The organism is Streptomyces sp. TLI_171 (assembly GCF_003610255.1).
Lineage (GTDB): Bacteria > Actinomycetota > Actinomycetes > Streptomycetales > Streptomycetaceae > Kitasatospora.
Genome location: NZ_RAPS01000001.1, coordinates 5,288,070 through 5,310,481, shown reverse-complemented (window position 1 = coordinate 5,310,481; position 22,412 = coordinate 5,288,070). Strand labels below are relative to the sequence as shown.

At 70.7% G+C, this 22,412-nt stretch carries 16 protein-coding genes; 3 read left to right on the top strand and 13 right to left on the bottom strand.

What is annotated here, in order from left to right:
• Window positions 1-47: 47 nt before the first annotated feature.
• The 9 genes from BX266_RS24095 to eccD all read right to left on the bottom strand — a co-directional run bounded on the left by BX266_RS24095 (window position 48) and on the right by eccD (window position 11,039).
• On the bottom strand, window positions 48-1,733 hold the full coding sequence (locus tag BX266_RS24095; RefSeq protein WP_099903022.1) for a ribonuclease J: 1,686 nt from the start codon (window positions 1,731-1,733) through the stop codon (window positions 48-50).
• 172 nt (window positions 1,734-1,905) lie between these two features.
• Window positions 1,906-2,805 (bottom strand): 4-hydroxy-tetrahydrodipicolinate synthase, encoded by a 900-nt coding sequence (dapA, locus tag BX266_RS24090; protein ID WP_099903020.1) that lies wholly within the window; start codon window positions 2,803-2,805, stop codon window positions 1,906-1,908.
• A gap of 281 nt (window positions 2,806-3,086) precedes the next feature.
• Entirely contained in the window at window positions 3,087-3,872 is a 786-nt protein-coding gene (gene thyX / locus BX266_RS24085) for an FAD-dependent thymidylate synthase (RefSeq protein ID WP_099903019.1), read from the bottom strand.
• A 39-nt stretch (window positions 3,873-3,911) separates the two neighbouring features.
• Complete coding sequence (locus BX266_RS24080; protein WP_099903017.1) at window positions 3,912-4,370, bottom strand: tetratricopeptide repeat protein; 459 nt, start codon at window positions 4,368-4,370, stop codon at window positions 3,912-3,914.
• A gap of 1 nt (window position 4,371) precedes the next feature.
• A complete protein-coding gene (gene dapB / locus BX266_RS24075) occupies window positions 4,372-5,118 on the bottom strand; it encodes a 4-hydroxy-tetrahydrodipicolinate reductase (RefSeq protein ID WP_099903016.1) in 747 nt (248 codons plus the stop codon).
• 25 nt (window positions 5,119-5,143) lie between these two features.
• Window positions 5,144-6,496 (bottom strand): pitrilysin family protein, encoded by a 1,353-nt coding sequence (locus BX266_RS24070; protein ID WP_259464826.1) that lies wholly within the window; start codon window positions 6,494-6,496, stop codon window positions 5,144-5,146.
• A gap of 104 nt (window positions 6,497-6,600) precedes the next feature.
• Window positions 6,601-8,811: a polyribonucleotide nucleotidyltransferase gene (locus tag BX266_RS24065; RefSeq protein ID WP_099903013.1), complete on the bottom strand. Its 2,211-nt coding sequence runs from the start codon at window positions 8,809-8,811 to the stop codon at window positions 6,601-6,603.
• Window positions 8,812-9,189: 378 nt separating this feature from the next.
• Window positions 9,190-9,480, bottom strand: coding sequence for a 30S ribosomal protein S15 (gene rpsO, locus BX266_RS24060; RefSeq protein ID WP_030462697.1), 291 nt, complete (start codon window positions 9,478-9,480; stop codon window positions 9,190-9,192).
• 89 nt (window positions 9,481-9,569) lie between these two features.
• The gene (eccD, locus tag BX266_RS24055; protein ID WP_099903011.1) at window positions 9,570-11,039 is read right to left on the bottom strand and encodes a type VII secretion integral membrane protein EccD; all 1,470 of its coding nucleotides are present in this window, start codon (window positions 11,037-11,039) and stop codon (window positions 9,570-9,572) included.
• Between the two features lie 181 nt (window positions 11,040-11,220).
• On the opposite strand from eccD, the gene BX266_RS38120 reads away from it, so the two are divergent.
• The 3 genes from BX266_RS38120 to BX266_RS24035 all read left to right on the top strand — a co-directional run bounded on the left by BX266_RS38120 (window position 11,221) and on the right by BX266_RS24035 (window position 18,194).
• On the top strand, window positions 11,221-12,102 hold the full coding sequence (locus BX266_RS38120; protein ID WP_143686983.1) for a hypothetical protein: 882 nt from the start codon (window positions 11,221-11,223) through the stop codon (window positions 12,100-12,102).
• A gap of 266 nt (window positions 12,103-12,368) precedes the next feature.
• Window positions 12,369-16,325, top strand: a complete 3,957-nt coding sequence (gene eccCa, locus BX266_RS24040; protein ID WP_099903006.1) for a type VII secretion protein EccCa — start codon at window positions 12,369-12,371, stop codon at window positions 16,323-16,325.
• Window positions 16,326-16,793: 468 nt separating this feature from the next.
• Entirely contained in the window at window positions 16,794-18,194 is a 1,401-nt protein-coding gene (locus BX266_RS24035) for an APC family permease (protein ID WP_099903005.1), read from the top strand.
• A gap of 99 nt (window positions 18,195-18,293) precedes the next feature.
• Here BX266_RS24035 and mycP read toward each other — a convergent pair whose 3' ends face one another.
• From mycP to eccB, 4 genes are all read right to left on the bottom strand, one after another.
• Window positions 18,294-19,610, bottom strand: a complete 1,317-nt coding sequence (mycP, locus tag BX266_RS24030) for a type VII secretion-associated serine protease mycosin (protein ID WP_259464825.1) — start codon at window positions 19,608-19,610, stop codon at window positions 18,294-18,296.
• Window positions 19,611-19,739: 129 nt separating this feature from the next.
• A complete protein-coding gene (locus BX266_RS24025; RefSeq protein ID WP_099903003.1) occupies window positions 19,740-20,024 on the bottom strand; it encodes a WXG100 family type VII secretion target in 285 nt (94 codons plus the stop codon).
• A gap of 74 nt (window positions 20,025-20,098) precedes the next feature.
• A complete protein-coding gene (locus BX266_RS24020; protein ID WP_099903002.1) occupies window positions 20,099-20,401 on the bottom strand; it encodes a WXG100 family type VII secretion target in 303 nt (100 codons plus the stop codon).
• Between the two features lie 179 nt (window positions 20,402-20,580).
• Window positions 20,581-22,161, bottom strand: coding sequence for a type VII secretion protein EccB (eccB, locus tag BX266_RS24015; RefSeq protein ID WP_099903000.1), 1,581 nt, complete (start codon window positions 22,159-22,161; stop codon window positions 20,581-20,583).
• Between the last annotated feature and the right edge of the window lie 251 nt (window positions 22,162-22,412).

Genomic DNA, 22,412 nt, shown 5'->3' with positions numbered 1-22,412 from the left:
GGAGAACACTACGCACCGGGCTGCCCCAGGTCAAATCAGGTCGTGGGTCAGACCTCGACGACGACCGGGAGGATCATCGGGCGGCGGCGGTAGTTGTCCGCCACCCACTTGCCGACGATCCGGCGGACCAGCTGCTGGACCTGGCGGACCTCCAGGACGCCCTCACCGGCGGAGCGGGTCAGGGCTTCCTCCAGCTTGGCGGCGACGGAGCCGAAGGCGCCGTCCTCGATGCCGGAGCCGCGGGCCTGGATGGTCGGGCCGCTGACGATCTTGCCGTTGGTGGAGTCGACCACCACGAAGACCGAGATGAAGCCCTCTTCGCCGAGGATCCGGCGGTCCTTGAGCGAGGCCTCGGTGATGTCGCCGACCGAGGAGCCGTCCACGTAGACGTAGCCGGCCTGGACCTTGCCGGCGATCCGGGCGACGCCCTTTTCGAGGTCGACGCAGACGCCGTCCTCGGCGATGACCACGCGGTTGCGCGGGATGCCGGTGGCGATGCCGAGGTCGGCGGCGGCGCGCAGGTGACGCCATTCGCCGTGGACCGGCATCAGGTTCCTGGGCTTGCAGATGTTGAAGAAGTACAGGAGTTCGCCGGCCGAGGCGTGACCGGAGACGTGCACCTTGGCGTTGCCCTTGTGGACGACCTTGGCGCCCCAGCGGGTGAGGCCGTTGATGACGCGGTAGACGGCGTTCTCGTTGCCGGGGATCAGCGAGGAGGCGAGGACCACGGTGTCGCCCTCGACGATGCGGATCTGGTGGTCGCGGTTGGCCATCCGGGACAGCGCGGCCATCGGCTCGCCCTGGGAGCCGGTGCAGATCAGCACCACCTCCTTGTCGGGGAGGTCGTCGAGGGTCTTGACGTCGACGACCAGGTTGCCGGGGACCTTCAGGTAGCCGAGGTCGCGGGCGATGCCCATGTTGCGGACCATCGAGCGGCCGACGAAAGCGACCTTGCGCTTGTACTCGTGCGCGGCGTCCAGGACCTGCTGGATGCGGTGCACGTGGCTGGCGAAGGAGGCCACGATGATGCGCTTGTCCGCGTTGGCGAAGACGTTGCGCAGGGCCGCGGAGATGTCGCGCTCGTGCGGGATGAAGCCGGGGACCTCGGCGTTGGTGGAGTCCACCAGCAGCAGGTCCATGCCTTCCTCGGCCAGCTTGGCGAAGGCGGGCAGGTCGGTGAGCCGGCCGTCCAGCGGGAGCTGGTCCATCTTGAAGTCACCGGTGGCGACGACCATGCCGGCGGGGGTGCGGACGGCGACCGCGAGGGCGTCCGGGATGGAGTGGTTGACTGCGATGAACTGGCAGTCGAAGGGGCCGATCCGCTCGCGGTCGCCCTCGGCGACCTCCAGCACGTACGGGCGGATCCGGTGTTCGGCGAGCTTGGCCTCGATCAGGGCGAGGGTGAGCTTCGAGCCGATCAGCGGGATGTCTGGGTTCTCCCGCAGGAGGTACGGGACGGCGCCGATGTGGTCCTCGTGGCCGTGGGTCAGGACGATGCCGTCGACCTTGTCGAGGCGGTCCCGGATGTAGGTGAAGTCCGGGAGGATCAGGTCGACGCCGGGCTGCTCGTCCTCGGGGAAGAGCACGCCGCAGTCGATGATCAGGATCCGGTCGCCGTGCTCGAGGACCGTCATGTTGCGGCCGATCTCACCGAGGCCGCCGAGCGGGGTGATGCGGAGGGCGCCTTCCTTGAGTGCGGGGGGCGCGCCGAGTTCGGGGTGCGGGTGGCTCAAAAGACTCTCCTCACGACGCACGCCACATGCCCGGAGGGTTCCTCCCCCGGTGGCATATGGCGAGCGTCCATCGTGGTTACCTGACTGCCGATGTGCCGCGCGCCTTCGGTCCCGGTCCAGCGGCGGACCCGGTCGGGTCCGGCGAGCCGGGGACGCGCACGTCTGTTGTTGGTTACAGGTGTACCCCGCCGGCGGCGAGATCCTCCCTCAACCGGGCGATCTCCGTGTCCGTGGCGGAGATCAGCGGCAGGCGGAGCGGGCCCGCCGGGTGTCCCTGCAGGTTCAACGCAGCCTTGGAGAGGATCACTCCCTGGGTGCGGAACATTCCGGCGAAGACCGGCAGCAGGGACTGGTGGACGGCCAGCGCCTTGGCGGTGTCGCCGCCGGTGAAGGCCTCGATCATGGTGCGCAGCTCGGCGGCGACGACGTGGCCGACCACGCTGACCACGCCCACGGCTCCGACCGAGAGCAGCGGCAGGGTCAGGATGTCGTCGCCGGAGTACCAGGCGAGGTCGGAGCGGGCGATCGCCCAGGCGGCCGCGGCGACGTCGCCCTTGGCGTCCTTGTTGGCGACGATCCGCGGGTGCTCGCCGAGGCGGACCAGGGTGTCGAGTTCGAGCGCGACGCCGGACCGGCCGGGGATGTCGTACAGCATGACCGGCAGGTCGGTCGCGTCGGCGATGGCGACGGTGTGCCGGTACAGGCCCTCCTGCGGGGGCTTGCTGTAGTACGGGGTGACGGCGAGCAGGCCGTGGGCGCCGGCTGCCTTGGCCTGGCGGGCCAGTTCGACGCTGTGGTGGGTGTCGTTGGTGCCGACGCCGCTGATGACGTGGGCGCGGTCTCCGACCGCCTCGACCACGGCCCGGACCAGCTCGGCCTTCTCCGCGTCGGTGGTGGTGGGCGACTCACCGGTGGTGCCGTTGAGCACCAGGCCGTCGTTGCCGGAGTCCACCAGGTGGGCGGCGAGGCGCTGGGCGCCGTCGAGGTCGAGCGCGCCTTCGGGGGTGAACGGGGTGACCATCGCGGTCAGGACCCGGCCGAAGGGCGTCTGCGGTGTGGAGGTCGGAGCCATGGGTCCAAAGCTACTCGTAGGGCGGTGGTGGGCAGCGACGCAGGTCCAGGGTTTGGACAGTTCGGACCGCCGGGACCGGGGCCGGACATGGGATTCCGGTGCTGCGCGCTCGGGGGTTCACGCAGCACCGGAATCCGTGTCCTGAGCGTATGGAGCGGCCGAGAAAGCCGCAATCCAGACATGCCGGACAGTCCGCCCATCTGCCCGTCGACGCAGGTCAGCGGGCGATCGAGGGCCTCCGGCGGAAGGCCGCACGGGTGAGGGCGGTCGGTGACGGGCCGTCAGACCTTGCGCCAGCCCGGAACCCAGGCGCCGTCCTCGACGGTGTAGTCGCCGAACAGCGACGGGGCCTCCTTGACCATCAGCTCGCCGATCTTGCCGAACAGCAGCCGGATCTCCTCCTCGGCGCCCGGCGCGGTGCGGTTCTCGATGACGTGCCGCAGGGTGCGCACGTTGGCGGTCCACACCAGGCCGGTGGCCAGGCCCTCGGGGGCGAAGCGGCGCATGAAGGAGGTCTTCTCCTTCTTCTCGTGGAACTTCACGCCTTCCTCGTCCAGCCCGAAGTGGTCGGCCATCCAGTGCTGGAACCCTTCGATCTCCTTCATCAGGCTGGTGGCCCGGCTCATCAGCTCCTCGTCCTGCTGGGCCCACTCGGGGAACCAGAACGGGATGTCGTCGAGGCGGACGAAGCGCAGCGACTCCTGCGAGACCGCGACGCCGGCCCGGTGCCGGACCAGCTCGTGGGTGACCACCCGGCTGACGTTGTGCAGGACGAAGGTGAAGGAGACGTGCTCCAGTACCGAGCCGTGCGCGCTGGCCAGGATGTTCTTCAGGTAGACGTCCTGGTCGGTGCGGACCTTGGTGACGTTCGGGTTGAGGCCGGGCTTCCAGGAGCGGTAGCAGATCCGGCCGGCGAACTCGGCGAGGTTCTGGGCGTCGTCGAGGTCGCCCCGGTCGACCCGCTCCAGCCAGCTCTCGCCGCCGACGTCCTGCAGGTAGGCGGCAACCTCGTCGTAGTCGAGCTCGGGGCGGGCGATGAGGTGGACCTGGGGTTCGACAGCGCGCATGGAAAACGTCCTGGAGGTCTGGGGAGAGTACGGGTCAGTCTACGGTCGGGCGGCTGGAGCCCCGGCATCGTGCAGCTTGATGGCGTGCTGCATGGCCTTCCGGGCGCGCGGCACGTCGCCGGCGTCGGCGTAGGCGACGGCCAGCCGGAAGTAGTTCCGCCAGTCGGCGGGGTCGGCCTCGGCCTCGGCCTTGCGGCGGGCGAAGACCGCGTCGGCGGAGGCCCGGTCGATCCGGCCGCCGCCGGTGCGCTTCAGCTCGTCGACGGGCAGGCCGCCCTCGGCCTCCAGTTCGCGGCCGAGCCGCTCGCTGTCCCGGCCGAAGCGGACGGTCTGGCGGAGGAACCAGACGCCGATCAGCGGGATGACGAAGGCGCAGACGCCGATGCCGATGCCGAGCGGCTTGCCGGTGGCGATCAGCTGGACGCCCTCCAGCACGCAGATCAGCGAGACCAGCAGCAGGACGCCGGAGAGCGCGAAGAAACCGGTGCGAGAAGTCATGTCACAGGTCCAGGAAGTGTTCCAGGCCGAAGGTCAGGCCCGGGTGGTCGGCGATCTTCCGCACGCCGAGCAGGATGCCGGGCATGAAGCTGCTGTGGTGCATCGAGTCGTGACGGATCGTCAGGGTCTCGCCGGTGTCGCCGAACATCACCTGCTGGTGGGCGAGCAGGCCGCGCAGCCGCACCGCGTGCACGGGCACGCCGTCCACGTCGGCGCCGCGGGCGCCGGGCAGGCTGTGCGTGGTGGGGTCCTGCTGCGGGGGCAGACCGGCCTCGGCCCGGGCGGCGGCGATCAGCTGGGCGGTGCGGGTGGCGGTGCCCGAGGGGGCGTCGGCCTTGCGGTCGTGGTGGAGCTCGACCACCTCGACGGACTCGAAGTACTGCGCCGCGAGCTGCGAGAACTTCATGCCGAGGATCGCGCCGATGGAGAAGTTCGGGGCGATCAGCAGCCCCAGCTCGGGGGCCTCGGCGAGCAGGCCGCGCACCGTCTCCAGGCGTTCCTCGGTCCAGCCGGTGGTGCCGGTGACCACGTGGACGCCGTTGCTCAGGCAGTAGTCGAGGTTGCCCATCACCGAGTCGGGGTGGGTGAGTTCGACGGCGACGTCCACCCGGGCGTCGGTCAACTCGGTGAGTGCGGAGCCGCGCCCGAGGGTGGCGACGAGTTCCAGGCCGTCGGCGGCCTCCACGGCCTTGACGGCCTCGGAGCCGATCCGGCCGTTGGCGCCGATCACGGCGACGCGCAGCGTCATGTCAGTTTTCCTCTCAGGCCGGTCGTCAGGCCAGCAGGTCGGCGAGCTTGGCCGCCCGCCGGTCGTTGATCGGGCCGATCAGCGCCAGCGACGGCCGGTGCGCGCCCAGCACATCACGGGCGACGGCGTGCACGTCCGCCAGGGTCACCTCGGCCATCTTGGTGAGCATCTCGTCCACCGACAGGTGGTGGCCGTAGGAGAGTTCGGCCTTGCCGATCCGGTTCATCAGCGAGCCGGTGTCCTCCATGCCGAGCACGGTGGAGCCGGAGATCTGGCCGATGGCGCGGCGCAGTTCCTCCTCGGTGATGCCTTCCTCGACCACCCGGGCGAGTTCGGCGCGGCAGATCTTCAGCACTTCCTCGACCCGCTTGGGCTGGCAGCCGGCGTAGATGCCGAACAGGCCGGTGTCGGCGTACGAGGAGGAGTAGGAGTACACGGAGTACGCCAGGCCGCGCTTCTCCCGGACCTCCTGGAACAGCCGGGAGCTCATGCCGCCGCCGAGGGCCGCGTTGAGCACGCCGAGCGCCCAGCGGCGCTCGTCGTGGCGCGGCACGCCGGGGACGCCGAGGACCAGGTGGGCCTGCTCGGTGGGGCGGTTGAGGACGGCGGCCCTGCCGGAGGTGCGAACGGCCTTGACGCCGCGGCGGGCCTCGGCGGGGTGGCCCGTGGACTTGGCCAGGACGGGGGCGAAGGCCTGCTCGACCAGCTTGACCACCTTGGCGTGGTCGAGGTTGCCGGCCGCGGCGACCACCAGGTTCTCCGGCTTGTAGCGGCGCTGGTAGAAGCCGGCGATCTGCTCGCGGGTCAGCGCGCCGACGGTCTCCTGGGTGCCCAGGATGGGGCGGCCGAGCGGGGCCGTCCCGAAGATCACCTTGGCGAACAGGTCGTGGACCACGTCGCCCGGGTCGTCCTCGGCCATCGCCATCTCCTCGAGGATGACGCCGCGTTCCGACTCCACGTCCTCGGGGCGGATCAGCGAGCCGGTCAGCATGTCGCAGACCACGTCGATGGCGAGCGGCAGGTCGGTGTCCAGGACCCGCGCGTAGTAGCAGGTGTTCTCCTTGGCGGTGAAGGCGTTCATCTCGCCGCCGACCGCGTCCAGCGCGGCGGAGATCTCCAGCGCGTCGCGCCGGGCGGTCCCCTTGAAGAGCAGGTGCTCCAGGTAGTGGGTGGCCCCGTTCAGCACCGGGGTCTCGTCACGGGAGCCGACGCCGACCCAGATGCCGAAGGTGGCGCTGCGCACCGTCGGGAGGGTCTCGGTGACGACCCGCAGGCCGCCGGGGAGGACCGTGCGGCGGACCGTGCCGGCGCCGTCCGTTCCCTTGAGCAGGGTCCGGGTGGTTCCGGGGCGCTGCTTCGCCGCCGAGGCCTGGGCCACGGGTGTTCCTTCCAGCTACTGCTTCACGGTGTGGAGCTTCACGAACAGGGCGCGGCCCGCACGCGCCCGGTGGGGGCGTGCGGGCCGCGGGTGCTACCGGGGTGTCACTCGGAGGCGGCGGCCTCGCCGCCCTCCTCGCCCTCGACGACGGGGATCAGCGACAGCTTGCCGCGCGGGTCGATCTCGGCGATCTCGACCTGCACCTTGGCGCCGACGCCGAGCACGTCCTCGACGTTCTCGACGCGCTTGCCGCCGGCCAGCTTGCGGATCTGCGAGATGTGCAGCAGACCGTCCTTGCCCGGCATGAGCGAGACGAAGGCGCCGAAGGTGGTGGTCTTCACCACGGTGCCCAGGTAGCGCTCGCCGACCTCCGGCATGGTCGGGTTGGCGATCTGGTTGATCGTCGAGCGCGCGGCCTCGGCGGCCGAGCCGACGGAGGCACCGATGTAGATGGTGCCGTCGTCCTCGATGGTGATCTCGGCGCCGGTGTCCTCCTGGATCTGGTTGATCATCTTGCCCTTGGGGCCGATGACCTCGCCGATCTTGTCCACCGGGATCTTGATGGTGATGATCCGCGGGGCGTTCGGGGACATCTCGTCCGGGGCGTCGATCGCCTCGTTCATGACGTCGAGGATGTGCAGGCGGGCGTCCTTGGCCTGCTTCAGCGCGGCGGCCAGCACGGAGGCCGGGATGCCGTCGAGCTTGGTGTCGAGCTGCAGCGCGGTGATGAAGTTCCGGGTGCCGGCGACCTTGAAGTCCATGTCGCCGTACGCGTCCTCGGCGCCGAGGATGTCGGTGAGGGTGACGTAGTGGGTCTCACCCTCGATCTCCTGGGAGATCAGGCCCATGGCGATGCCGGCGACGGGGGCCTTCAGCGGCACACCGGCGTTCAGCAGCGACATGGTGGACGCGCAGACCGAGCCCATCGAGGTGGAGCCGTTGGAGCCGAGCGCCTCGGAGACCTGGCGGATCGCGTAGGGGAACTCCTCGCGGGTCGGCAGGACCGGGAGGATCGCCCGCTCGGCGAGGGCGCCGTGGCCGATCTCGCGGCGCTTGGGCGAACCCACGCGGCCGGTCTCGCCGACCGAGTACGGCGGGAAGTTGTAGTTGTGCATGTAGCGGCGACGGGTCTCCGGGGAGAGCGTGTCGAGCTGCTGCTCCATGCGCAGCATGTTCAGCGTGGTGACGCCCAGGATCTGGGTCTCGCCGCGCTCGAACAGGGCCGAGCCGTGCACCCGCGGGATGGCCTCGACCTCGGCGGCCAGGGTGCGGATGTCGGTGACGCCGCGGCCGTCGATGCGGACCTTGTCCTTGATGACGCGCTCGCGCACGATCTTCTTGGTCAGCGCGTTGTAGGCGGCGCTGATCTCCTTCTCGCGGCCCTCGAACTCCGGGAGCAGCTTGTCGGCGGCGACGGCCTTGATGCGGTCCAGCTCGTTCTGGCGCTCCTGCTTGCCGGCGATGGTGAGCGCCTTGGCGAGCTCGTCCTTGACGGCGGAGGTCAGCGCGGCCAGCACGTCGTCCTGGTACTCCAGGAAGACCGGGAACTCGCCGGTCGGCTTGGCGGCCTGCTTGGCGAGCTGCGACTGGGCGGCGCACAGCACCTTGATGAAGGGCTTGGCGGCCTCCAGGCCGGAGGCGACGACCTCCTCGGTGGGGGCCTCGGCGCCGCCCTCGACCAGCTTGATGGTCTTGTCGGTGGCCTCGGCCTCGACCATCATGATCGCGACGTCGCCGTCCGGGAGGACGCGACCGGCGACGACCATGTCGAAGACGGCCGACTCCAGCTCGGAGTGGGTCGGGAAGGCCACCCACTGGCCGTTGATCAGCGCGACGCGGACGCCGCCGATCGGGCCGGAGAACGGCAGGCCGGCCAGCTGGGTGGAGGCGGAGGCCGCGTTGATGGCCACCACGTCGTACAGGTGGTCGGGGTTGAGCGCCATGACCGTGACGACGACCTGGATCTCGTTGCGCAGGCCCTTGACGAAGGACGGGCGCAGCGGGCGGTCGATCAGGCGGCAGGTGAGGATCGCGTCCTCGGACGGCCGGCCCTCACGGCGGAAGAACGAGCCGGGGATGCGGCCGGCGGCGTACATCCGCTCCTCGACGTCCACCGTCAGGGGGAAGAAGTCGAAGTGCTCCTTGGGCTGCTTCGAGGCGCTGGTGGCCGACAGCACCATGGTGTCGTCGTCCAGGTAGGCCACGGCGGAGCCGGCGGCCTGACGGGCCAGACGGCCGGTCTCGAAGCGGATGGTGCGGGTACCGAAGCTGCCGTTGTCGATGACGGCCTCGGCGTAGAAAACGTTCTCTTCCACCTGGAAGATCTCCTCTTTCGTACGTCTCCCCAGGAGCGTCCCTGCGCTTGCCTGCCGTGGCCCGGGCAGCTGGGCCGGTCTTCGATCGAAGCCACCGGGTCGTGCCCCGTTCCTCGGGGTTCCCGGCGGCCACTACCGAGGACCGGCGCCTTTCGGCGTGCGGCGGTCGGCGTGTGGACGCTCCTGCGGGGTGCGGGCGGCTTCCGTTTGAAGCCTAGATTCGGCCCGCAAGGGCGGGCATGCCCTTTACCTTACAAATTCACACCCTACCGAGCGCGGCTTTACGCGGACGGGTTCGTCGCGGGGTGTGGTCGCGGAGTGGCGCGGATGCGCCGAAGGGCGGCTCCCCGGTGAGGGGAGCCGCCCCTACGAGCGGTGTCAGCGGGCGCCGCCGGCGGCACCGCGGCGGATGCCGAGGCGGTCCACCAGGGTACGGAAGCGCTCGATGTCCTTCTTGGCCAGGTACTGCAGCAGGCGGCGACGCTGGCCGACCAGGATCAGCAGGCCACGACGCGAGTGGTGGTCGTGCTTGTGGAACTTGAGGTGCTCGGTCAGGTCCGAGATCCGGCGGGAGAGCATGGCCACCTGGACCTCGGGGGAGCCGGTGTCGCCCTCCTTCTGGCCGAACTCGGCGATGATCTGCTTCTTGACGTCAGCGGCGAGGGCCACGGGCATCTCCTTCGGTGAGTGGCCGAGCGACCCTGGTAGGAAACACAGGCTCTGACAAGACTCGGACGGACCTACGATACCAGCGCGGCTCAGCCGGTCGCGCCGCGCACCACGTTGTAGATGTTCAGCACGGCCAGCGTCAGCGGCACCAGGGCGATCAGCATCAGGCTGTCGACCATGTCCAGGATGCGGCCCCAGAACGGGGACACCCCGGAGCGCGGCACGATCAGCGCGATCGCGGTCATCACCCCGGCGCCGGCCGCGATGGACGCCGCCAGCCAGACCGTGCGCAGGTCACCGCCGCCGGAGCCGCCGCCGGTGAGCTGGGCCATCGCCAGGTGCAGCGGGGTGTGCAGGGCCAGTCCGAGGATCAGCAGCGACAGCCCGGCCAGGCCGGCGATGGTGAGCGCGAAGACCTGCGCGGTGTAGCGGAACAGGCGGGCCCGCAGCATGGTCGAGACGCCGATGGCCAGGGCCAGCAGCTCGGCCCAGGTGCGGTCGCTGAAGCCCAGCACGGTGCAGGCGCCGACGATGGTGGCGGCGGCGCCGCCGACCAGGCCGACCAGCACCTCGTGGCCGCGGCGGGCCTGCGCGGCGATCCGCTCGTACTGGACGGTCTCGGCGCTGCCGGCCTCCTCGCCGTAGGCGGTGCCGCGGGTGCGGGTCTGGCCGGGGGCGCTGAAACCGACGGGCAGTCGGGCGAAGCGGGCCGAGAGGGCGGGCAGGAAGCCCACCGCGGCGACCGCGGCGACGCCGGTGACGGCGGCGATGTCGGTGATCGCGGTGCCGGACATCAGCACCGCGGCGAAGGTCGCCAGGGTGCCCGCGGCGGCCAGGAAGGCGGCGGCGACGAACACCGAGTCCTTCTCCGGCAGCAGGCCGACCAGCAGCACCGAGACCACCAGCACCGCGACGCAGCCGACCAGGAACTGGATCCGGCCGGGGCCGTCGCCGGCGTTGGGGACGTCCAGGACGCCGGAGCCGGCCAGCATCGCGTGCGGCAGCGCACCGAGGCCGAGTGCCAGGGCGGCGCTGTGGTCCTCGTAGACCCGGGCCCGGACGGCGGCGAAGGTCACCAGCACGACGGCGGTGACGCCGGACAGGATGCCCGGCAGGCCGAACATGTTGTGCCGCAGGTCGGAGAACCAGAGCGCGAAGGCCAGCAGGGTGAGCAGCACCGCGCCGGCGATCAGGCCGAAGGCCCGCATCAGGTCGGGGCTCCAGAACCGGCGGTCGGCCTCGACGGCGGAGGCGATGGCGTCGGCCACGTCGTCGTAGACGGCCGGCGGCAGCGACTCCGCGAACGGACGCAGGCTCAGCAGGTCGCCGTCGCGGACCTGTTGGGCCGCCAGCGGCAGGCCGCTGTCGAGCACGGTGCCGTCCCGCCGGACCAGGTGGAACCCGGTCGGGGTTCCGTCCACCTGGGTCTGTCCGGAGAGCCTCAGCACCTCCGGGTAGATGTCCGCGAGCGGGACGTCCTCCGGCAGTGCGACGTCGATCCGGCTGTCCGGTGCCACCACGGTGACCCGGCAGAAACCGGTCGTTGCGTTGTTGCTCACCGGCCCTCTCCCCCTCGTTGGCTGTGTGGGCAAGTCTGCCGACCACTCGTCGACGGGGTATCGGAACTGTCACGGCCCGAACGAGAGTTGGCGCGGCGACACCTTACCCCCCGAGGCACCGTCGGTGTGCGTCGGGCCTGCCGCTATCCTGCCGCGACGCGTGAAGAAGGAGTGCAGAGACGTGGGCAGAGCGGTGTCAGTGGTCGCGGCGGGTGTGGTCCTGGTCGCCCTGACGGGTGGTCGGGCGGCGGCGGATCAGGTGAACTGCAGCGCACCGCCAGCCCCGGGCACCTTCCGGAGCGTCGGCGCGCCGGGCGGCGGGCTGCCGCAGGCCGGGTCGGGCGGGTCGATCACGCTGTCGGACACCCTGACGGTGACCGGACCCGACCAGCAGGCGGCCCGGATCTCGATGCAGATCACGGCGATCCGGCAGACCGACCGGTGGCCCGCCCCGCAGCTGTCCTGGCGGATCGACGGCGGCGCCTGGCACGGTGCGGGTCCGCTCAACTGGCGCACCCAGCCGGCCGGCTCGATCCCGACCTGGATCAGCGACTTCGGCCCGGTGGGGGCGCTGCCCGCGGGTCGGCACTCCTTGCAGTACAGCGTGACGCTGGCGACCGGGGACCCGTTGGACATCTACACCGTCTACTCGGACTTCCGCGGCGATCCCTGCACCAGCATGTCCAGCCAGATCCGCGGCATGGACTTCGAGGTGCGAGGCTCCACCGGCTCCGCCGGATCCGGGGCCACCGCCAAGGCCGCCACGCCCAAGCCGAGTTCGCCGCACAGCAGCAAGCCTGCCGCGCAGGCCACGCCGACGCAGTCGCCGACGCCCACGCCGACCCCGACGCCGTCGCCGACCGCGGAGTCGTCGCCGAGCGCGGTGACGAGCAGTCAGGCCGCCTCGCCCGGTCCGGGTGCCGCCACCGTGGTCGCGGTGGAGGCGGCGGCCAGCTCCGGTGCGGCGTGGGCGGGTTGGGCGATCGGGGCGGGAGTGGCGGTGGCCGGCGGTGCGGGGTGGGCGGTGGCCCGGCGGCGGCGGGGGAATTCTCCGACCCCGTGAACGAACTGCTTGGCGTGCCCAGTAGGATCGGCCCCTGCGCACGGCGTACGGGGGCGGCGATCGAAGACGCGGCAGCCCCGCGCGCCTGCGGTATCGGCGGAGCGGGGGCGGCGTCACACGGGGCGCCCTCACCGTACGTATCCAGATGCGTGAGGGCGGATTGTGAGCGAGCGATGGGGGTGCCCCCGATCAAGTGCCCGGGGAGGGCGCACCGTTGACGGTGGGGAGTCGCGCGCTGCGGCTGTCCGCGAGGACGGGGTGATCGCGTGAGCACGGTGACGGTCAAGCGCCCGCCGCGGGCGTTCCCGCCTCCGGTGCCGGAGGAGCCGGTCGAGCTGGTTCCGCCGCCGGAGCTGCCGCGCGGCGGCGGCGAGGACTGGATGATGTCGATGCTGCCGCTGCTCGGCATGGGCGGTTCGGCGGCGTTCCTGTTCTCACCCGGCGCGCAGGGCCCGATGAAGATGATGGGCGTCCTGATGGTGGCCGGCACCGCCGCGATGGCGGTGGCGCAGGTGGTCAAGGCGCGCAAGGGCGGCAGTGCGGCGACCTCGGACGAGCGCCGGGACTACCTGAAGTACCTTCAGCAGAAGCGCCGCGAGGTCCGCCGCACGGCCGAGCGGCAGCGCGGCGCGCTGCTGTTCACCCACCCGGAGCCGGACCAGCTGTGGTCGATCGTGGCCGAGGGCCGCCGGCTGTGGGAGCGCAGGCCGACCGATCCGGACTTCGCCCAGATCCGGGTGGGTCTGGGCCCGTTGCAGCTGTCGACTCCGCTGGTGGCGCCGCAGACCGCGCCGATGGACGAGTTGGAGCCGCTCGCCGCGGAGGCGATGGGCACCTTCATCAAGACCCACGGCACCCTGCAGGACCTGCCGCTGGCGGTCTCGCTGCGCGCCTTCTACCACATCACCGTGTGCGGCGACCCGGACTCGGTGTACGGCAACGTGCGGTCGATGGTGGCCCAGTTGGCGACCCTGCACTCCCCCGAGGACCTGATGATCGGGGTGGCCGCCGCGCCCGGCGCGGTGGAGGAATGGGAGTGGGCGAAGTGGCTGCCGCACACCCAGCACCGCAAGGAGAGCGACGGGGCCGGCAGCCGCCGCCTGATCGCTTCCGGGCTGGGCGAGTTGGAGGAATTGCTGGCCAACGAGCTGGCGGGCCGCAAGGGCTTCTCCCGGGACAGCACGCCGACCCCGGACCAGCCGCACCTGGTGATCATCATGGACGGCGCCTCGGTGCCGGTCGACTCGGTGATCGCCGGCGCGGAGGGCGTCCAGGGTGTCACCGTGATCGAGGTCGTGCCGGGTGACCTGGACGAGCCGAACGGGCACCTGGTGATCACCGTCGGCAAGAACGACCTGCTGCTGGAGGCGGCCTCGGGGGCGAGCTACCCGGGCAAGCCGGATGCCCTGTCGGGCTGGCAGTCCGAGGCGCTGGCCCGCCAGTTGGCGCCGTTCCGGGCGTCCGTCGGCGGCGACGACAGCGACCCGTCGCTGGTCTCGATGGACTTCACCGAGATGATGCACACCGGCGACGCGGGCTCCTTCGACCCGGCCCGGCACTGGCGGCCGAAGCCGATCCGGGAGAAGCTGCGCGTCCCGCTGGGCGTCGGCACCAACGGCGAGTACGTCTGGCTGGACCTCAAGGAGGCCTCGCTGGAGGGCATGGGCCCGCACGGCATGTGCGTCGGCGCGACCGGTTCCGGCAAGTCCGAGGTGCTGCGCACCATCGTGCTGGCGCTGGCGGTCACCCACTCCTCCGAGGTGCTGAACCTGGTCCTCGCGGACTTCAAGGGTGGTGCGACCTTCGCCGGCATGTCGGAGATGCCGCACACCGCGGCCGTGATCACCAACCTCGAGGGCGAAGCGACCCTGATCGACCGCATGCGCGACGCGATCGAGGGCGAGATGAACCGCCGTCAGGAGCTGCTGCGCGCGGCGGGCAACTACGCGAACATCAACGAGTACGAGCGGGCCCGCGCGGCCGGCGCGCCGCTCGACCCGCTGCCCTCGCTGCTGATGATCATCGACGAGTTCTCCGAGCTCCTCACCGCGAAGCCGGACTTCATCGAGCTGTTCATCCAGATCGGCCGCATCGGCCGTTCGCTCGGCATGCACATGCTGCTGGCCTCGCAGCGACTGGAGGAGGGCAAGCTCCGCGGTCTGGACACCTTCCTCTCCTACCGCCTGGGTCTGCGCACCTTCTCGGCCGCCGAGTCGCGGGCCGCGATCGGCGTCCCGGACGCCTACCACCTGCCGCCGATCCCCGGCGTGGGCTACCTGAAGTTCGGCTCCGACGTGATGGAGCGCTTCCGCGCCGCGTACGTGTCCGGCAAGTACCGGGCGCCGGGCGTGCAGCGCGCGGTCGGCGGCCGGGTGGTCACCGCCCAGCCGGTGCTGTTCACCGCCGCCGAGGTCGACGTGGTCGAGCCCGAGGTGGAGATCCTCCCCGAACTGCCCGAGGAGGAGGAGAAGGACGAGGCGCTGCTGGAGACCATGCTCGACGTCTTCGTGCAGCGGATGATCGGCCAGGGCCCGCCGGCCCACCAGGTGTGGCTGCCGCCGCTGGACGCCCCGCCGTCCGTGGACAGCCTGCTGGAGCCGCTGCAGGTGAGCCCGGACCGCGGGCTGACCCCGGCCTCGATCCGCCAGGGCAACCTGGTGGTCCCGGTCGGCATCGTCGACAAGCCGCGCGACCAGCGCCGCGACGTGATGTACCTGGACTACTCGGGCGCGGCCGGCCACGGCATGATCGTCGGCGGTCCGCGGTCGGGCAAGTCGACCCTGGTGCGCACCATCGTGGCGGGCTTCTCGGTCACCCACACCCCGATCGAGACGCAGTTCTACCTGCTCGACTTCGGTGGTGGCGGCTTCGGCTCGCTGGCCGACCTGCCGCACGTCGGCGGGGTGGCCGGCCGACTGGACGTCGAGAAGGTCCGCCGGATGCTCAGCGAGGTGCACGGCGTGCTCAACCGCCGTGAGGAGCTGTTCCGGGTCCAGGGCATCGACACCATCACCACCTACCGCAACCGCCGCGCGGCCGGGCAGCTGCCGGACGAGCAGTTCGGCGACGTGTTCCTGTTCGTCGACGGCTGGCTCACCTTCAAGCAGGAGTTCGAGACGCTGGAGCCGGTGGTCGCGGACATCGCCCAGCGCGGCCTCAACTACGGCGTGCACGTGGTGGTCACCGCCGCCCGCTACGCGGAGGTCCGCCCGGCGCTGAAGGACCAGTTGCAGAACCGGGTCGAGCTCAAGCTCGGTGACTCCATGGAGTCGGAGATCGCCCGCAAGGTCGCGGCGAACGTCCCGGCCATCCCGGGCCGCGGTCTGACCCACGAGCAGCTGCACTTCCTGGCCGGCCTGCCCCGGATCGACGGCTCCAGCGAGACCGGCGACCTGGTGGACGGCGTCGCCGACCTGATCGCCCAGGTCAACGCGGCCTGGACGGGCCCGCGCGCCCCGCAGGTGCGCATGCTGCCCGCCGTGCTGGACGGCCACTCGCTGCCCAAGGGCTTCGAGCACCCCGAGCTGGGTGTGGCGTTCGGCATCGACGAGGTCGAGCTGGCGCCGGTGTTCGTCAACTTCGAGACCGACCCGCTGTTCGTCGTGTTCGGCGAGAGCGAGTCGGGCAAGTCGGCGATGCTGCGCATGATCATCAAGCAGATCACCGAGCGGTACACCCCGGACCAGGCCGGCATCGTGGTCGGCGACTTCCGCCGCTCGCTGCTCGGCGTGGTGCCGCCGGAGTACCTGGTGGAGTACGCGGCCGCCGCGCCCGCCATGACGGCGATCGTGGAGATGCTGCGCGGCGCCTGCGGACGCCGCCTGCCCGGCCCGGACGTCACGCCGGAGCAGCTGCGCAACCGCAGCTGGTACAGCGGCAAGGACATGTTCGTGATCGTGGACGACTACGAGCTGGTGGCCACCCAGTCGGGCAACCCGATGGCGCCGCTGGCGGAGTTCCTGCCGTTCGCCCGCGACATCGGTCTGCGCCTGGTCATCGCCCGCAACGCGGGCGGCGCCGGCCGCTCGCTGTTCGAGCCGGTGATGCAGCGGATGCGCGAGCTGGGCGGCCAGGGTCTGCTGCTCTCGGGCGACAAGGGCGAGGGCGCGCTGCTCGGCACGGTCAAGCCGAGCCCGCAGCCGCCGGGCCGCGGTGTGTTCGTCTCCCGCCGCATCCAGGCGGGTCAGACGGTGCAGACGGGCTGGCTGCCGACGCAGATCTGACCGATCCACCGTTCACGGACGGTGACCACGAGGGCCGGGTTCCGCTGGAACCCGGCCCTTTCGGCATCCCGACCGGTGGACTGTGCCATACCGTTATCTTCCAATTTTCCGCAGCCGCCTTCGGTTCCCGTAGGCCACGGAGCCGTCGGAGGCCGTTCTTCGGCCCGACACTCCCGCTCGGCGGCACCCCTTGGAATCAGAGTCGCGCAGATCACTTCACCTTCGATTCAAGCGCAGTTCACCGGAGTTGACATAACGGAAACATGACTCCATTGGGCCTTTGGTCTGCATTCCGCAGGCGAATGGGCCTTACGACAACGGAATCCGTAGCTGATCGCGCGTTGACTGGGCCAGATCACCCAGGCAACCTGGCGATCCGGGAGCGAAGCAGAACCTGACCGCGAGATGTTGCTTCGGAGGCGATACCGCTCCCTCCCCCACACCGCCGCTCAGTGGATCGGATGCCCCATGACCGACACGCTCCCCCCGCAGGCAGCCGCCCCCGTGCCGGGCACCGCCACGGACAGCCCGAAGAAGCTCGCCCGATCGCTCGGCATCGTGGGCGGCACGCTGCTCACGCTCTCCTGCGTGACCCCGGCTTCCTCACTCTTCGTGATCGTCCCCGACCTCTTCGCGGACCTCGGCACCTACACCATGATGGCCATCGCCATCGGCTCGGTGATCTGCATCGCGGTGGCGTTCTGCTACTCGGAGCTCGGCACCCTGGTGCCCTCCGCGGGCGGCGAGTACGCCATGGTCGGCACCCTGGCCGGCAAGTTCACCGGCTGGCTGGTCTTCATCCAGTCACTGATCGTGGTGATGATCGTGCCATCGATCATCGCGATGGGAACCGCCGACTACCTGGAACCGATCATCCACGTGGACCCGAAGATCGCGGGCGCCGTGGTGATGATCGCGGCCACCGTGGCGGGCCTGCTGGACCTGCGCGCCAACGCCTGGATCACCGGCATCTTCCTGGTGCTCGAGGTCATCGCCTGCGCCGTGGTGTCCTTCCTCGGCTTCACCCACACCGAGCGCGGCGCGAGCAGCCTGGTGCACGGCGTCGTGGCCACCGACACCGGCACCTCCGGAGTGGGCCTCGCCGCGGTCCTGGCCGCGATGGGCACCGCGCTCTTCGTCACCCAGGGCTTCTCCACCGCCATCTACCTCTCCGAGGAGCTGGAGAACCCGCGCAAGAACGTCGCCCGCACCGTGCTGTGGACGCTGGGCCTGTCGGTCGCCATCATCGTCATTCCGGTCGCCGCGATCACCCTGGGCGCGCCGGACCTGAAGACGCTCACCGCGGGCAACATCTCCGACCTGGTGATCGGCTGGAGCAGCACCGGCGTCGGCACCTTCATCAGCCTGTGCATCGCGCTGGCGATCATCAACGCCGGCATCGTCATGGTCATCCAGAACTCCCGGGTGCTGTTCGCCTCCGGCCGCGACAAGGCCTGGCCGGAGCCGGTGAACCGGGCCTTCGGCACGCTCAACAAGTTCAGCGCCCCGTGGATCTCCACCCTGGCGGTCGGCATCCCGGGCGCGGTGCTCTGCTTCGTCCCGCAGGACTCGCTGATCAACATCACCGGTGTCGCGGTCGCTGCGCTGTACCTGCTGGTGGCGGTCGGCGCGCTGTTCTCCCGCCGCAAGCACCACAAGCACGCCCCGGCCTGGCGCCAGCCGCTGTGGCCCGTGCTGCCGGTCCTGGTGATCGTGGCGCTCGGCTACACGCTGACCCAGCTCGACGTCACCGCCCTCTGGTGGACCCTCGGCATCACCGTCGCCGCCAGCCTGTACTGGGCCCTCTACCTGCGCCCCCGCCAGGACAGCCGGTGGATCATCACCCTCCCCGAGGACGAGCGCGTCTGACCCCCGCAGACCCGCTCCCCCGTCGGCCCCGCCGGTCCCCGAGACCGGCGGGGCCGGCCCCTTTCCGGGGCCGGCCCGCGGCGAACGTCCGGGTGCTGCTCAGCCGTCGGCGCGGCCGCGGCGCCGGCCCAGGTCGCGGGCGACGATCGCCCCGCCGGCCAGGCCCGCCACCACCAGGACGCCCGCGCCGAGCACGAAGGTGCCGGTCCTGCGGTCCCGGTCGGCCTGGGTCTCGGCCAGCCCGAGCGGCTGCGCGACCAGCGGAGCGGCGTCCAGCTTGGTCGGGGTGTCGGGGTGCGGGGACTCGCTCGGTCCGGGGACGGTGGAGTACTCGACGGCCTTCACCGGGTCGACCACGCCCCAGCCGATGTACTTGTTGCGACCGTGCTCGGTGCGCTGCGCGGTCTGCTCGATCACGGTGCGGATCTGGTTGGCGGTCCAGTCCTTGTGCATGCCCTTGAGGACGGCCGCCAGCCCGGCCACGTAGGGCGCGGAGAAGCTGGTGCCGTTGTCGGTGCACTGGCCGTGGCCGGGAACCGTGGAGAGCATGTCGACGCCGGGCGCGACCACGTCCACGAAGTCGCCGTACTGCGAGAAGGTGGCCCGCTCGTTGTTGCGGTCGGAGGCTCCCACCGCGAGGACCGAGTCGTACTGGGCCGGGTAGGTGGGGCCCTCGCCGCCGTCGTTGCCCGAGGAGGCGACCACCACGATGTTCTGCCGCTCGGCGTTCTGGAGCGCCAGGTCCAGGTCGTGCTCGCCCTGGAACAGTGGCGCGTTCGGGGCCCGGTTCGGGTCGACCTCGACCCGGACGTCCTGCGAGATGTTGATGACGCCGACGCCGGCCCTTACGGCCTCGTTGATGGCCTGCACCAGGGTCTGGACGCTGCCGTGGCCCTCGGAGTCGTTCTGCCGGATGGACAGGATGGTCGCGTCCTTGGCGAGGCCCACGAATCCGACGCCGTTCATCGGCGCGGCCGCGATGATGCCGGCCACCTTGGTGCCGTGGCCGACCTTGTCGGTCAGGCTGTTGCCCTCGGGCTTCTGCTGGTTGGGCTGCGTGGCGGCAGCGGCGGCCAGCAGGTCGGGGCCCTCCTGGACCTTGCCCTGCAGCTGCGGGTTGGCGTTGTCGACACCGGTGTCGATGACGGCGACCTTGACGCCCTGCCCGCTGTGCTCGTTCTTGTCGCCCCACAGCTCGTTCAGGAAGACGCGCTGCAGCGCCCACGGCTTGGCGGCGACGTCCGCGGCGGGGAAGGTGCAGTCACCGGCGGCGGCGATCGACATCGGCGACCAGTGGAAGGGCCCCCCGGAGGCCGCCGGTTGCGGTTCCGCGGCGGCGGGACCCGCGGCGGTCGCGCCGACCACTCCGAGCACCAGCAGCACCGCGCCGGCCCGGCGCAACGATCCTGACGACACCTGACGTCCACCCCTCACTGCTTCACCCGTGTACGGCGCGCGTACCCCGTGCCGCGCGCGAAGGGCGGGCGCCCGTGGGACGCCCGCCCTTGTCAGAACGCTTGCTACCGGCTTCCCGTCAGGGAAGCGTCAGGCCCAGAGAGTCGCGTTCTGGGACTCGGTCTGCTGGTAGCTCTCGGCAGCCGACTGCAGCGCGGCGGAGATCTGGGCCAGGACCTGCTGGAGGTCGGCGGCCTTGTTGTCCCACTCCTGCTGGCGGGCCTGGTAGCCCTGCTGGGCGGCGCCCTCCCAGGTGCTGGCGATGCGCTGCACACCGGACTTGAGGTCGTCCAGCTGGTTCTGGATGCGCGACGCGGTCGTGCGCACCTCCTGGCTGGCGTTCAGGATCGTCTGGAAATTGACGAGAATGGCCACTTGGTCTCTCCCCTTCGATGGATGCACGGCGCGCCTCCCCCGGAGACGCGGTGAGGTGTTGGCTGTTACCGGCGTCAGCCGGCGATGCCACCGACAGCGGCGCGCTGCTCTTCCTCGGTCATCGAGTAGAGCTTGGTGGTCGCCTCGATCGCCTGACGGATCTCGTCGAGCACCCGGTTGAGCGCGTTGGCGTCCTCGTTGAACCGCGCCTGCATCTGCTGGTAGGCGGAGGCAGCCTCGCCCTTCCAGCCCGACGCGATCTCCGAGACCAGGTTGTTCAGGCGACCGATCTCGCCCTGCACCTGCTGGTTGACCTCGTTGATCCGGTTCGCGAAGGCGATCATTTCCTCCGCGGTCGTCGTGAACTGACCTGCCATGATCCACCGTCCCCCATGAGACAGACTACGTGCGTACGTCCCTGTGGCGAACGTACGTACGGGCACCACGGTGTGGTGCTCTGAAGCACTGTAACGGCCAAGTGCGGTACGCCCAACACCGGGTAGCAGGTAGTTACCAGACCATGACACGGTTTTCCCGCACCGGCGTTGACGCGCCGTCAGGCGTTCTGGGCCTGAAGTGCAGTGTTGGTGTTGAGCACCGGGCCGGCCGGCACCAGCTTCGACCAGGCGGCCGGCACCAGCGGCGGGTTGACGTTCTTGTAGCCGAGCCGGGCCTGCGCGGCGTTCTTGTTGTCGCCGCCCTGCGCGTTCGGCGCGGGGCTCGCCCCGCCGGCCGCGCCGTCGTCGTTGGCGGGCAGCGAGTAGCGCAGTCCGGCGTCGGTGATCAGGAAGTCGCTGCCGGACCCGGCCTGGCCGTCGGCGCCGACCGCGTCACCGTCCACGGCGCGGTACAGCAGGCCGTGACCGGGCGTCACGTGCGCGCTGACCGAGCCCGCGGTGACCTCCGCCGGGTACTCGGTGCTCGCCCACACGCTGCGCTTGATCTGGCCGTTGTCCATGCCGTTGAAGGTCGAGCAGATCACCGTGCGGCCGGGCTTGTCGCCGTTCAGGTTGACCGCCGGGGAGGGCTGCGTGGGCAGGTCCTTGGCATCGTCCATCAGGTCCTTGACCGTCTTGGTCTGGAGCTTGCTGATGTCGCTCGCGCCGACGTCGGCGATCTCCGGGTTGTCGGCGCCGTACGCCGCCTGCGTCCGCGGGTCCAGGCGCATCAACTCGGCCTGGAAGCGGGTCACCTGGTACAGCTTCTGGGCGCCGACCGCGTAGTACGCGCCCTGGAACGTCAGCAGTCGGCCGACCTTGCGCTGGGCAGGCTGGGAGAGCTCCAGCTGGGAGGTGCCGGACTGGCCGGTGGTCTTGAGGGAGTCGATCCGCGGGAACACCACCGGCTCGCCGTACTCCAGGGTGCGCAGCCACTCCGCGGTCACCTGCTGCGGCTTGGCGTCCGGCCCGAACAGCGCCCGGACCAGCGCGGTGCGCTCGTCGGCGGGGGTGTCGGCCCGGCCGACGGCGTGCTTCTTGCCGTTCCCGTCGATCAGGAACATCGTGCCCGGATCACCGGCGTTCGGCGGCTCCTGGACGAACAGCGAGGCGCCGTTGCCGACCAGCTTCTCCGGCAGCGCCAGGGTCTTGATGTCCTGTCCGGCCGCGATGAACACCGACTGCGCGACCGTCGACTGCAGGTTGTCCTTGCCCATCTTGTCGCAGACCGACCACACCTTGGCGTTGCCGGCGTCGTCCGCCTTGGGCAGCTTGTCCGGTGCGTACGGGATGCCGATGGTGGCGCCGCGCCGCGGGTACTTGTCCAGCACGTCGTCGGCGACGGTCTGCACCGTGGCGCCCTCCGGCAGCACCAGCCGCGCCGAGGACATGTTCAGCACCTGGTGCAGGGTCGGCTGGTTGGTCTTCGAGTCGGGCAGGATCACGTACCGGGTGGTCGAGGACTTGCCCTGAATGATGAACTTGCCGTTGTCCCAGTTCGGCGGCGCAGCGGGCTTGATGACACCCCACATCGCGAAACCGGCGACGATCACCGCACCGATCACGAAGCTCGGCAGCACCGCCCGGATGGGGCGCGGCGCGTCCTCGTCGTTCCCACCGCCGCCCGGCTGCAGGAAGGCCCCCACCATCCGCTTGCGGGCGAAGGTGTAGGCGTTCAGCTCGTCCCGGCGTGATGCCATGCTCGTCCCCGTCTCCCCTGTGTGACCCGCACCTGCGGGTGTCAACGCGCTTGTGCCGTCCGTGAGTCTGCCACCCGCCGGGCGGCCGGACCGGCCAACCCTCTACGATGCGACAGCAGACGGTGAGTACGGTAACGGGTAGGCTCCGACGGTCTTCCATCCGGGCCGCCGACCCGAGCGGGGATCCGCCGGGTGACCCGGGCGGGGCTCCGCCGGGTCCACCCTTCCGGCCCGCCGACGGGGATCTGACG